General features: G+C 69.1%; 12 protein-coding genes. 1 reads left to right on the plus strand and 11 read right to left on the minus strand.

The annotated features are described in order from the left end of the window. The 11 genes from ON34_RS16045 to ON34_RS16095 all read right to left on the minus strand — a co-directional run. Nucleotides 1–1,128, minus strand: a 1,128-nt coding sequence (locus tag ON34_RS16045) for a hypothetical protein (protein ID WP_040780149.1), incomplete at its 3' end; no start/stop codon positions are given. Next, nucleotides 1,122–1,979 (minus strand): DUF8175 domain-containg protein, encoded by an 858-nt coding sequence (locus ON34_RS16050; protein WP_051022726.1) that lies wholly within the window; start codon nucleotides 1,977–1,979, stop codon nucleotides 1,122–1,124. The genes ON34_RS16050 and ON34_RS16045, both read right to left, overlap by 7 nt. After that, on the minus strand, nucleotides 1,973–2,785 hold the full coding sequence (locus ON34_RS16055; RefSeq protein WP_040780151.1) for a DUF8175 domain-containg protein: 813 nt from the start codon (nucleotides 2,783–2,785) through the stop codon (nucleotides 1,973–1,975). The genes ON34_RS16050 and ON34_RS16055 overlap by 7 nt, the downstream gene beginning before the upstream one ends. Beyond that, nucleotides 2,782–3,438 carry a DUF8175 domain-containg protein gene (locus ON34_RS16060; protein WP_245548059.1) on the minus strand — a complete coding sequence of 219 codons (657 nt, stop codon included), beginning with the start codon at nucleotides 3,436–3,438 and terminating at the stop codon, nucleotides 2,782–2,784. Before ON34_RS16060 ends, ON34_RS16055 begins: the two co-directional genes overlap by 4 nt. A gap of 28 nt (nucleotides 3,439–3,466) precedes the next feature. Further along, complete coding sequence (locus ON34_RS16065; RefSeq protein WP_040780152.1) at nucleotides 3,467–3,742, minus strand: hypothetical protein; 276 nt, start codon at nucleotides 3,740–3,742, stop codon at nucleotides 3,467–3,469. 10 nt (nucleotides 3,743–3,752) lie between these two features. Beyond that, the gene (locus ON34_RS16070; protein ID WP_040692318.1) at nucleotides 3,753–4,049 is read right to left on the minus strand and encodes a hypothetical protein; all 297 of its coding nucleotides are present in this window, start codon (nucleotides 4,047–4,049) and stop codon (nucleotides 3,753–3,755) included. 51 nt (nucleotides 4,050–4,100) lie between these two features. Beyond that, nucleotides 4,101–4,769, minus strand: coding sequence for a hypothetical protein (locus ON34_RS16075; RefSeq protein WP_040780154.1), 669 nt, complete (start codon nucleotides 4,767–4,769; stop codon nucleotides 4,101–4,103). Further along, nucleotides 4,766–5,644 carry a MinD/ParA family ATP-binding protein gene (locus ON34_RS16080; protein ID WP_040780156.1) on the minus strand — a complete coding sequence of 293 codons (879 nt, stop codon included), beginning with the start codon at nucleotides 5,642–5,644 and terminating at the stop codon, nucleotides 4,766–4,768. Before ON34_RS16080 ends, ON34_RS16075 begins: the two co-directional genes overlap by 4 nt. Nucleotides 5,645–5,659: 15 nt before the next feature. Beyond that, nucleotides 5,660–6,610, minus strand: coding sequence for a DUF8176 domain-containing protein (locus ON34_RS16085; RefSeq protein ID WP_040780157.1), 951 nt, complete (start codon nucleotides 6,608–6,610; stop codon nucleotides 5,660–5,662). 57 nt (nucleotides 6,611–6,667) lie between these two features. After that, nucleotides 6,668–8,296, minus strand: a complete 1,629-nt coding sequence (locus ON34_RS16090) for a cutinase family protein (RefSeq protein WP_051022728.1) — start codon at nucleotides 8,294–8,296, stop codon at nucleotides 6,668–6,670. A 275-nt stretch (nucleotides 8,297–8,571) separates the two neighbouring features. Continuing rightward, the gene (locus ON34_RS16095) at nucleotides 8,572–10,983 is read right to left on the minus strand and encodes a RelA/SpoT family protein (protein ID WP_040780159.1); all 2,412 of its coding nucleotides are present in this window, start codon (nucleotides 10,981–10,983) and stop codon (nucleotides 8,572–8,574) included. 541 nt (nucleotides 10,984–11,524) lie between these two features. Here ON34_RS16095 and ON34_RS16100 point away from each other — a divergent pair. Further along, nucleotides 11,525–12,292, plus strand: coding sequence for a metallophosphoesterase family protein (locus ON34_RS16100; protein ID WP_040780160.1), 768 nt, complete (start codon nucleotides 11,525–11,527; stop codon nucleotides 12,290–12,292). The last annotated feature ends 112 nt before the right edge of the window (nucleotides 12,293–12,404 follow it).

The raw sequence follows: 12,404 nt of genomic DNA on the forward strand, positions 1-12,404 counted from the left end.
GGCCTTGGTACCCATGGCGCCCAGGCCCGCCACCGCGAGCAGGGTGCCGCCGGTCGCGGTGAGACCGGAACCACCGCTGCCGACGATCGCGACGGCCGGGGTGACCAGCCGCATGAGCGCGGGCAGCACGAACGCCACGCTGCACAGCAGCACGATCGCGACCAGCATGCGCTGGGCCTGCTCGCCGTCGGGCAGGCCACCGGTGGGGGTGAGCGAGTCGACGTGGCCCGCGGTGGTGAAGGCGATCATGTAGACGATCGCCGCCACCGGTTTCCACAGCATGAAGGCGATGATCCAGCCGATCAGCTTCTGATACGACTGCTTGCCCACGTTCATGCCGGAAGCCGCCGCCGCCAGCGGCAGCACCCCGGCCGCGATCACCAGCAGCCCTTGGCGGACGATGGCGAGCACGATCTGCGCCAGCGCGCCGAGCAGGCCGACGATCGCGATGATCAGCACCAGTCCGGGCGAGAAGGCTTGCAGCTTGCTGGTTTTCACCATCAGCTCGGCGAGGTCCTTGGCGTTGCCGTTGGTCGAGTCGCTGATGATCCACTCCGCGAACCGATCCGAGGCCTGCGTGCCCGCCACGATCACCGCGCCCAGCATCCAGGAGCTGAACACCACGCGGGTGAACATCCGGAACGACTCGGCCGCCTCGTTCATGACGGCTCCGCGTCTCGCTTCGGCCAGTCGCGCGCCGGAGATGATCACCGACGCGATCAGCAGCAGGATCTGCGCCTGATAGGTGTAGTCGTTGATCTTCGTGAACAGCGAGCCCGAATCGCTGACCGCCTCGTTGGGCACCTTCATCCAGAAGGTCAACGCCAGGATGATGGCCTCGCCGAGACCGTTCATCAGCGAGTCGACCACCTTGCCGAACGTCGAGTCCCAGGCCTTGTCCTTGACCGCCGTGGCCGCCTGACCCGGATGCGAGGCGGCGTTGCCCGCCTTGCACGCGGCGGAGGCGGCGTCACCGAGGGAGATGCCGGGCAGGCCGACATTGTCGAGTGTGTCGTGGATTTCGTTGCACGTCTCGTCGAAACCGTAGGTCTGTCCGTAGGCCACGGTCGGCGTCGCGATCATCACCGTGAAGATGACCGCGAATATCGTGACTATCCGCCTCACCATTGTGTCCACCCCTCGATGCTCCGCAGGGACTCGATCTGCACTCGCTCCTCGCCGGTCACCGCGGTGAGCTTCCAATCTCCGTCTCGCCACCTGACCGCCAGGCGCATGCCCACCCATGTTGGTTGGCCATCAACTGTTTCTCGAGCCTTTCTCGCAAACTGCACTTTCGCGAAATCATCTGCATAGCTTTCGATCCGGAACGCGTCCGAAGCGAACAACAGGGGGCGGAGCTTGTCGGGCAGACGATCGGACACCTTGCCCTCGGCGACCAGCCGGTCGTACTCGGCCAGATATCCCGGCGTCACGTCGACCAGACGGACCAGCAAGTCACGGTTTTTGGGATTGGCGTTGGTCCGCCAGTAGATCTGCTCGGCGGCCAGCGCGGCGCCCTGCGGTGTATGCGCGAATCCCACCGCGGCGGAACCCTCGATCCTGGACGGCCCGTCGGATGTCGAGAAGCGCACGACGGGACCGCCGAATATCCGCTGCCACACCCCTTCGCCGCTCGACGGCGCCGGCGCGGCGGCGGTCCATCCCGGCGTGCCGGGTTGCTGCCGCTGGCTCGGATTCTCTTGCAGGGCAACGCCTGCGGCGGCGACCGGGACATCGACGCGGCGGCCGAACATGTCGCTCTCCGGGTTGCCGAATACCGCGGCGGTGCCGCCGGGGACGGCGGACGCCAGAGCCGCAGCGCTCGCCGACGTCGTGTCGGGCGTCGAGGCGTGGTCGTCACCGGATGCGTTGTCCCCCACCGTGACCACCGTGACTACGGCGGCGATCGCAACGCTGAACACCGCGCCCGCACCCAGCAACGCCAGTGGCGGACGACCGGAACCTCGCGTGGTCACCATTTGGTCCACCCCGCCAGCGACTCGAGATACTCCGTCTGCGCGTTGTTGGACGTCGAAGGCTTCAAGCGCCAGTCACCCGCGTCCCACACCATGACCAGGCGGGTCGCCGCCCACAGCTGTTTGCCGTCCACCACCGGTCCCCGGGTGGCCAGGCGGACGATGGCGAGGTCGTCGGCGTAGTCGTCGACTTTGAACGCGTCGGAGGCGACGAAGTAGCGGGTGACCTTCTCCGGCTGCTGCTCGGGCAGGCGGTCGTCGGCCAGCGCCTTGTCGTAGGCGGCGATCTGCTGCGCCGAGACCCGGACCTGGCGCACATACAGGTCACGGTGGGCGGGCCGAGCGTTGAGCCGGTAGGTGATCTGCGCCGCCGCCAGCACCGCGCCCTGCGGGGTGTGCGAGTACCCGACGGCCAAGTCGTCCTCGATGCGGGTGGGCCCGTCGGAGGTGGAGAAGGGCACCGAGGCGCCGTACACCCGCTGCCAGCCATGTGGCTCGGTGGTGCCTTCCGGCGCCGCCGTCAGCCAGTCGGGGTCGCTCGGCTTGCGCTGCCGCGACGGGTCCTGCGGAAGGGGTTGTCCGGCAGCGTTGTTCGGAACGTCGACGCGCCTGCCGAGGATGTCCACTTCCGGGCTGGCGAACCCGGTGCCGCCGGAGCCCTCCGTGACCGCGGGAGCGCCGTCCACGCCTTGGTCGTCGCGGCCGACGAAGACGAAGATGCCGACGACCACGATGAGCGCCAGCACGGCGGCGGACGCGACGACACCGAAGGAGACCCGATCGCGCGCGTACGACTCTCTGTCGCTCACGACTTGGCCTCCAATTTCACGATGTCAGTGGGTAATGCGTCGATCGAGTCGATGGGTCGTACGGTAGAGCCGGGATCGGGCAGTCGTAATCTCCAGTCCTCACCGAACCATTCGACGGCGGTGTGGTGCACCGCCGTGGACCGGTCGGAGTACTCGGTGTACACGTCGACGGTGGAGCTCGCTTCGGTGTATCCGGTGATCTTGTAGCCGAGCAGCCTTGGCGCGAACTCGGTGCTCGCCGGGCCGGTGATCGACAGCTGCACCCGATTGATCGCCCACTCGTCCTTGGCCGGGCCCGGAACCACTTCCCGCGCGGCCACTTTCGCCCACTGGGTGTCGGCGGCCACCGCCAGCCGCACGGAATGGGTGACCGCGGCGACGCCCGCGCCACGCGGCGAATGCTCGAAACCCGTTGCCGCGCCGTCGGCGATCGACGTCGGCCCCTGGTCGGTGACGGGCAGCGGCACGCCTTGGAACGGCTGCCAGCGCACGTTGGTCGGGGCCGCAGCCAGATCCGGGCCCGCCGCATCGTCGCCGCCGCCGCAGCCGATCGCCGCCGCCAGCAGCGCGGCACCGACGAATCCCGCCGCGGGCAGGCGCAACTCACACCGCCATCCCGCGCCGTCCGTCGGCCGCATCACCGTGGAAGTCATTCCCGCGTCGTCCCCATCCCGCGCCGGCTCACGCGGGCAGGAACGCCAGGGCGATCCCCGACGCCGTGCTCGCGACCACAGCACCCAGCAGGCTCATCAGCACACCGTGCGAGGCGTCGTTCATGGCCAGATCGCTGCGGAAGGTCAGCCACAGCTTCCCCGCCGACACGATCATCCAGGCCAGGCACACCAGCAGCACGAACCACAACAGCCAGTTCAACAGCTGCATCAGCGGTGCGAGGACTTCGGCGGGCATCCGTTTGTAGGCCAGCACGTCGGCGGCCGGTATGCGCACGGTATTCATCACGGACCTCTCAGGTGCCGATCACGGCGTTCATGATGGTGCCAGCGCTGGTGGCGACCACGCCGCCGATCATCGCTCCGGCCACCATCTTCGGCGACTCGAGACCGCCGCCGGTCCACTTCTCCCACGCGAACTTCCCGCCCGCGTAGGTGATGCCGCAGATGCCCGACAGCAGCACGAACCAGGTGAGATACCGCACCAGCTGCAGGATCTTCTCCGAGCCGGGAGGCGCCTCGGGCGTCGGATTACCGACTTGCGCGAGGACGGTGCCGTACGTGTCCTGCACGGCGAGGAGGATCATGCTCATCGGGTGCCTTTCTCGAATAGTGGTGTGTTGTCGCCGATTCGATGCGTACGTTCACTGATCGGGCGGCTTCCTGAGATCCGGACCCGAGCGATCGAAGGTGGCCTCCTCCAGTGCCGCCCGGGCGGCCGCGACGATGTCGGCGCCGAGCTCCCGGACATCGAGCGGGACTTCCTCCAGCAGATCGAGCTTGCGCTTCTTCGGTGGCAGCGGATCACCGGGCGACCACACCGGCAGCTGCTCCGGTTCGACCAGCGTCCATTCCTCGTACCACGGCACCTGCCACAGCTGTCCGGCCAGTGAACCGACCACATCGCGGTAGCGCCGGATCTCGGGAGCCATCCGGCCCGGGCGCGCGGCGACCGTGATCAGGCCGAGCACCTCGGAAGGGCCCGCGAAACCCGAAAGATGTTGGCGCAGAAGGTCGTGCGCGCGGGACAGACCACCGATGGTCTCCCTCGCGACGAGGACGACGAACGGACTCTCGCGGTCGAAGACGCCGGGCCAGCGGCGGCCCGAATCCGCCGCGGGCGCAAGCACATGCGCGAGGGTACTGGCTCCGGCTCCGCCGTGCACACCCAGCAGCCAGACCAGCGGCGCGCGGCCGATACCGGGCACCGGGCGGTCCCAGATGGCGGCACGACGCGCCTCCGGCGGTGCGATCACACCGGCGCGTGCGGGATCGGGGTCGGGCTGACGCGGAAAAATCATGGCGGCGGTCATGATGCCACCCCGGCGAGCAGGCGCCCATATGCCCGGCGCGTCTCGGCGGCCAGCGAGGCGTGCCGCACGAGTTCACCACGGGCCAGGTGCGGATCGTACGGAATCTCCCTGATACCGCGGACCCACCCGGAGAGGTGCTCGCGCAAATGATCCGCTACTCGCGAGTCCCCGTCCGGATACTGGTGCGACACGACGATGGTCGTGTCACCGACGACGCCGCCGCCATGCCCCTCGCCGGTGTCGCCGAACTGGTCGTCGAGCCATTCCAGCGCGACCCGCAACCGGTTGGCCGCGTCGTTGCGCGCCGGAATCGTCAGGACCAGAGCCACATCCGCGTCGTCGAGCAAAGGCAGCAGTTGCCTGGCGGCAATCGGATGTCCCCCGTCGTAGACCGCGGTGTATCCCGCGTCGCGCACCGCCCGGGCGACCGTGAGATAAGTCGCACGCCTGCGCAGCGGCGCGGCATCGCGCCAGAGCAGTCCGATGCCCGATGTGGCGCGCGACAGGCATTCCTTCAACGGCGCGGGCTCGTCGTCACCGCGACCGTACAACCAGGACTGCAGGCTGATCGGGTGCAGATGTTCGTCCGCGCCGCGCAGGGCGAGATCGCTGCCCGCCGAGGTCGCGTCCACCGCGACCGTCGGCGTGCCGCCGGTGCCGAGCTCACCCGCCAGACCCAATGCCGTCGTGGTGGTACCCGCGCCACCGCACCCGCCGACCACCAGAATCGACCGCGGCGCGGGATGATCCCCGCCGGATCCCTCATCCCTGCCGCGCCGCAACCGCACCACCGGAGCCTTGGAGCGCACCGGCCGACCCGACGGTTCGCCATCCCCGGGCGCCTCGTCGAGCCAGCGGCTCCAGTCCTCTCCCATCGCCTCTGCTCTCCTTTATCCGGCCGCGATACCCGTGATGAGGGTGCGGCCGTCGATCACCGCGGTGGTGACCATCTGCCTGTTGTACGTGGCGGGTACACCGCCGGGCCGGTATTCGGTGACCTCCACCGAGTACCGGTTGTCACCGATCGTCACGATCCGCACGCAATGCGTGGTGCCCGCCGGGACGGTATCGATGCCCCGTTGGATCACCCATGCGGGCTGGACGGCGGCGTCCGGCGCGACCGCCGTCCTGGCGCGCTCCCCGGAGCGCTCGACGTAGTACGCGTATTGGAACAACAGCACCGCGTCCGGTCCGGAGGTCGTCCCGCCCGCCTCCGCGCTGCGCACGATCGCTTCGCTGCGTTCGGTCGGGCACGCGCCCGCGCCGGCCGCCTGCGCACTGCCGACGGTGAGCTGCACCGACCCGGACCCGCGCGGGTCTCGTGGCGCCCCGGCGCGATCGGCGGCCGTGCGCAGCACGACCAGCACGCACACGGCGGCCACGGCCAGCACCAGCACCGCGGCGATCACGAGGATCAGGATGCGGGCCCTGCGCATGGCGGGGTGGTCACGGGCGGCTTGGCGCAGGGCACGCGACACGAGTGGGCGCGGTCGGTCGACCTGCTCGGTTTCGTCTCCGGCCCACGGGATACGTGCTGGATCGGCTTGCCGCGGCGGGACGTAGTCGTCGTCGGGACCGGGCGCCCGGCCGCTGACCACCCAATCCGACCAGCCGCCGGTGAATTCGCTGCGCTGCGCGGGCAGGTCGGCCGGGACGTCATCGGGCTTGCGCTGCCACGGTTCGCCCTCGTCGTCGTGGATGTGGTGCCGGGAGCGCGCGGGTTCGTCGTCCTCCGCGGGGAGGATGGTGTTCGCCTCGCTCCGGCCTTCTGCCTCCGTGGCACCGGCTTCCGGCTCCAATGCGCCGTACCAGCGGGAAAGCTGTTTGTACGACTTCAACATTCCCCCATTCCCGCAGAGCAGGGCACGCAGTATCGCATCGTCGGACCCTCTCGGCGATCAGTTCGTGGAGAACGGGTAGGTGTTGGGTGTGCCGGGTCGGTCGGTGGGCGGAATCGATGTCACGCCGCCGGATGAGGCGCCATCGGCTCCTGTCCCGAACGGAAATTGTCCCGTACCGGACGAACTCGGCGTGGGCGACGCGCCGGAGCTGTCGCCGAAGAATCCGGTCGGCTGCTTGTCCAGCGCCGCTCGCGGCGCGGCATTGCTGCCGAAAGCGTCGGCGAGGTCGCGGGCAACGGCCGCGAACCACTCGGCGACGAAGTGGGTGGGAGCGGCGCCGTTCGCCGAGACGGTCGCGCTGTTGTAGGCGGTGTGTCGCTGGACGGTGTCCCAGTAGCGCACCCAGGTGGTGGTGTTCAGCAGCTCGCTGTTGTCGGTGATGTTCTGCACCACCGCGTCGAACGCCTGCGTGACCAACCTGGCACCGGTCGTCGGCGGAACGAGCTGCGGGATGGCGCCGAGCAGCTTCGCGCCGAGCGACAGCAGCGCGACGGGCGGGTTGGACAGGCCCGCGGTGGCCAGTTCCGAGATGGCCGCCGGGTTGATGATCGTCCTGACCACCGTGACCACGGCGTTCAACCCGATCATGCCGATCTTCAGCATGGCCTGCAGCGCGCCGGGCAGATCCAGCGGGGTGCGCGGATCCGAGGCGTCGGCCAGGCGCTGGGAGATCGACTTCTTCGGCGAGATCGACAGGGTAGCCAGTGAATTGCCCTGTACGTCCTCGTTGACCACTTCGGTAGCGGTCTTGATGGAGCTGAACGCCAGCGCCTGCCCGATCGACACCAGCGAAGCGATCGGGTCGCCGCCGCTGAGCTTGGATTGGCCGACGAGGTTGGCGACCGCCTTCAGGACGGGGGCGCCCTCCGGGGCGTCGCAGGCGAGATCGCCCGCCGCGCAGAAGCTCGCCACACGACCGGTGAGCGCGCCGAAGTTGGCGGCTTTGTCCCGTTCCGGTCCGATGCCTCCGCCGCTGGCGGGCGCCAGCGGAAGCGCCGCGAGGGACGCGAGCCGATCGCCCGAGGTTCCCGGCGCGGCGTCCGGCGTCGCTTTGCCCGGTGCGCCGGGGAACAGTGGCGCGCCCGGGTTGCGGGTCGGGTCGCCGAACAAGGCCACCGCGGCGACCTTCCCGGCGGGCAGCACGCCCTGGCCGTGGCCGATCTCCTGCGCGAAGACCGAGGCGACATGGGCGCCCTGGGAGTAGCCGACGATCGCGAAACGGGTGTTCGGGCAGGTGTCGGCGACGGTCGCGGCCATGGCCCGCACACGGGCGAGGCCGCCCGCCACCGACTCCGAGTACGGCGCGGCGCCACCGGCTGTCGCACCGCCGAAGCCGGATTCGTATGGCACGTAGGCGCGGTCGACCAGACCGGCGTCGGGAGCTTTGGCCAGCATCGGCCGGAAGACCGTCGAGAGCATGCCGGTGTCGGTGCTGGGCGCCGCGTCCGGCGATGACTCACCGGTGCCTTGAATTCCCAAGGCGTACAAGGCAGGACAGGTGGCGATCGAGACATTCGTGGAGGGGCCCGCGGGATTCGGCGGCTGCGCCGCGGCGACTCCGGCGGTCGCCACAGTAACGGCGAATGCGACCAGCATCCCCGAGACTCGTGCCGTGTATCCAGTCATAGCGATCCGCAATCAAGTCGTTAGCCGCAACTACCCTCAACGCCATGAAACGCCATAGACCGTAACAGATTACGGCTATTACCGCCGCATCGTCGGAAATCTTCCGCGAAACGCCGATCTGTACGCGACACGCCGTGGCGCGTCCCCGGAGACAACCCGGTAAGTTTCCGACGACTCCCAGCGTAGAACAGCTTCCGGACGCGGCCGACCACCGCCGCTCGAAACAGCTTGGGATGCTAGCTAATTGATGGCAACACTCGGGAGAACCCGGGCGGTCAGGCCGCGGACGTGACGCGATAGACGTCGTAGACACCCTCGACGTTGCGCACCACGTTCAGCAAGTGCCCCAGGTGTTTCGGATCGCCCATCTCGAAGGTGAACTTGCTGATCGCCACCCGGTCGCCGTGTGTGGCCACCGATGCGGACAGAATGTTCACCTTCTCGTCGGCCAGCACCTTCGTCACATCCGACAGCAGGCGGGTGCGATCCAGCGCCTCGATCTGGATGGCGACCAGGAACACCGAGGACGGTGACGGCGCCCAGGACACCTCGATGATGCGCTCGGCCTGCTCACGCAGCGATCCGGCGTTGGTGCAGTCGGTGCGGTGCACGCTCACCGCGCCGCCGCGGGTCACGAAGCCCATGATCTCGTCACCGGGCACCGGCGTGCAGCATTTCGCCAGCTTGGCGACCGTGCCGGGCGCGCCGGGGATCAGTACGCCGGCGTCGCCGGTGACCCGCTGCCTGCTCGGTGTCGTCGACGGCGTGGAGCGCTCGGCCAGCTCGTTCTCGACATCGCCGATGCCGCCGAGCTGGGCCATCAGCCGCTGCACCACGTGGTGCGCGGAGACCTGGTGCTCGCCGACCGCGGTGTAGAGCGTGGAAATGTCGCTGTAGTGCAGCTCGTGGGCCACCGCGGTCATCGCGTCGACGCTCATCAACCGCTGCAGCGGCAGCCCGACGCGGCGGACCTCCTTGGAGATCTGCTCCTTGCCGCTTTCCAGGGCCTCCTCGCGCCGCTCCTTGGCGAACCATTGGCGAATCTTCGCCTTGGCGCGTGGGGACACCACGAAGTTCTGCCAGTCGCGACTGGGTCCCGCGTTCTGCGCCTTGGAGGTGAAGACCTCGACGACCTCGCCGTTCTCCAGCTGACGCTCCAGCGCGACCAGGCGCCCGTTCACCCGGGCGCCGATGCAGCGGTGCCCGACCTCGGTGTGCACGGCGTAGGCGAAGTCGACCGGCGTCGACTTCTGCGGCAGCGTGATCACGTCGCCCTTCGGGGTGAAGACGAAGATCTCCGGCGACTTCAGGTCGAAGCGCAGCGACTCCAGGAACTCGGCCGGGTCGGCGGCCTCCCGCTGCCAGTCCAGCAACTGACGCATCCAGGCCATGTCGTCGACCTCGGCGGTGTCATTGGAGTGTTTGCCGCGGGTCTCCTTGTAGCGCCAGTGCGCGGCGATGCCGAACTCCGCGGTGCGGTGCATGTCCTGGGTGCGAATCTGCACTTCCAGCGGCTTGCCGTCCGGCCCGACCACCGTGGTGTGCAGGGACTGGTAGACGCCGTAGCGCGGCTGGGCGATGTAATCCTTGAACCGGCCCGCCATCGGCTGCCACAGCGAGTGCACGACGCCGACGGCCGCGTAGCAATCGCGCACCTCGTCGCAGAGGATGCGGATGCCGACCAGGTCGTGGATGTCGTCGAAGTCCTTCCCCTTGACGATCATCTTCTGGTAGATCGACCAGTAGTGCTTCGGGCGGCCCTCGACGATCGCGTTGATCCGGGAGGCGGCCAGCGTGTTGACGATCTCGGCGCGCACTTTCGCCAGGTAGGTGTCGCGCGAGGGCGCGCGGTCGGCGACCAGCCGGACGATCTCGTCGTACTTCTTCGGATGCAGGATCGCGAAGGCGAGGTCCTCCAGCTCCCACTTCACCGTCGCCATGCCGAGGCGGTGGGCGAGTGGCGCGATGACCTCCAGGGTCTCCTTGGCCTTCTTCGCCTGCTTCTCCGGCGGCAGGAAACGCATGGTGCGCATGTTGTGCAGGCGGTCGGCCACCTTGATCACCAGCACGCGCGGGTCGCGCGCCATCGCGATGATCATCTTGCGGATGGTCTCCGCCTCGGCGGCCGCGCCCAGGTTGACCTTGTCCAGTTTGGTGACGCCGTCGACCAGGTGTGCGACCTCGGAGCCGAAATCCTGGGTGAGCTGCTCCAGGCTGTAGCCGGTGTCCTCCACGGTGTCGTGCAGCAGCGCGGCCACCAGCGTGGTGGTGTCCATGCCGAGCTCGGCCAGGATGTTGGCCACCGCGAGCGGGTGGGTGATGTAGGGGTCGCCGGATTTGCGGAACTGATGCTTGTGCCGCTCGTCGGCCACGTCGAACGCGCGCTGCAGCAGCGTGAGGTTGGCCTTCGGGTAGAGCTCGCGGTGCACGGTGGCCAGCGGTTCCAGCACCGGTTTGACCGCCGCGATACCGCGCTGACCGGTCATCCGGCGGGCCAGGCGCGCACGTACCCGGCGCGAAGCCGAGCTCGGGACGGCGGCGGTGGTTCCGGGCTGACGCGGGGGCGACGCGGTCGCGGCCGCCGGTTGCTTCGCGGGCTGCGCGGCGTCGGAGGCGGCCGTTGCACCGTTCGACTGCGGGCCCGATGCCGATTGCTCGACCTTCGCCTCGCCCAGATGCTGAGTCATGCCACCACCTCTCCGCGCCTCGATCGGAACACCCTATCCGACCGGTGCAACCTCCCGGACCACCAACTTTAGTCCGGCGGAAGCGCGAACGTGCCGCACAGCTGACGGGGGGTGCCCGTGGCGGCCTCGGGACCGGCGGCGGACACGGTCTCTGTGCAGGTCCGGCCGCATCCGCAGCCGTCACGTAACGGGACACGCCCGGGCCTCCCTCCCGGCGTGCGCACTGTGTACCCGGCTGGTCAGCCACCCGCTCCACTGCACGAACCGGACGTTTCGACGTTGTGAACCCCGGTAGGTCAGCAGTCGCCGCGCATGTCCCGGTCCGGGCGTCGAGGGCGGCCAGCGCCGGGGACGCGCTGTTGGTGCCGAGACGCGTCGTGGGCGCAGTATGGCGCGCGGACGCGCTGGCCGAGCTGCCGAGTGTCGCACCCGTGAATGCCGGATTTCCGACACGCGACCGGCTCGGCTACCGAACCCGTGAGAGCCTCCCGACGGCAGGTTTTGCCTTGACACCCCCGGAGCCATATGGCTGGCTATCGCCATGACCGCAGCGCATCCGGGGCCAGGCGTTCGCGTCGCCGCCGTCGCCGACCTGCACATGCGCCCGGCCGTCGCCGGACGTTTCCGCCCGGATTTCCTGCGCCTCGCCGCACATGCCGACGTCCTGCTGCTGGCAGGCGATCTCACCGATGGCGGCACCCGCCAGGAGGCCGACCTGCTCCGCGCCGAGCTCGACGCGCTTCCGGTGCCGGTGGTGGCGGTGCTCGGCAACCACGACCACGATCGCAGGCTCGGCTATCTGATCGCCGCCGAACTGACCGCGCTGGGCGTCCACGTGCTCGACGGCAGCGCGATCACGCTGGAGCTCAACGGCATACGGCTCGGCATCGCCGGAGTGATGGGTGGCAGCGGCGGTTTCCCGGACCATCCGGGCAACCCCGAGGAGGGCACCGCCGAGCACCGCGCCCGCATGCGCCGCGGCCCACTCGACGCGCTTCGCCTGCGCCAGGCCTTGGACGCGCTCGACTGCGAAATCCGAATCGCTCTCACCCATTTCGCGCCGGTCGTCGACACCCTGGTCGGTGAGCCGCCCAAGATCTACCCCGGATTGGGCTGCCACGCCCTGGCCGAGGCCGTCGACGCGGGCGGAGCACTGCTCGCGGTGCACGGGCATGCCCACGGCGGAACGGAATTCGGCCGCACTCCCGGCGGTGTGCCGGTCCGCAACGTCTCCTACCCGGTGCTCGGCCGGACCTACGCCGTCTACCACGCCGCCCCCGGCGCGCCCCGTCCAACGGGCGCCGGGTAGGTACCGCACCCGCCACGGCAGTCGCCCGCTCACCTCACTGCTGTTGCTCGCCCTCGCCGCGCTGGCCGAGATCGGTGACGCCTGGGTGATGTGGCAGGGCTGGTCCGTCCTC

Origin of the sequence: Nocardia pneumoniae NBRC 100136 (assembly GCF_000308755.1) — a bacterium.
Lineage (GTDB): Bacteria > Actinomycetota > Actinomycetes > Mycobacteriales > Mycobacteriaceae > Nocardia > Nocardia pneumoniae.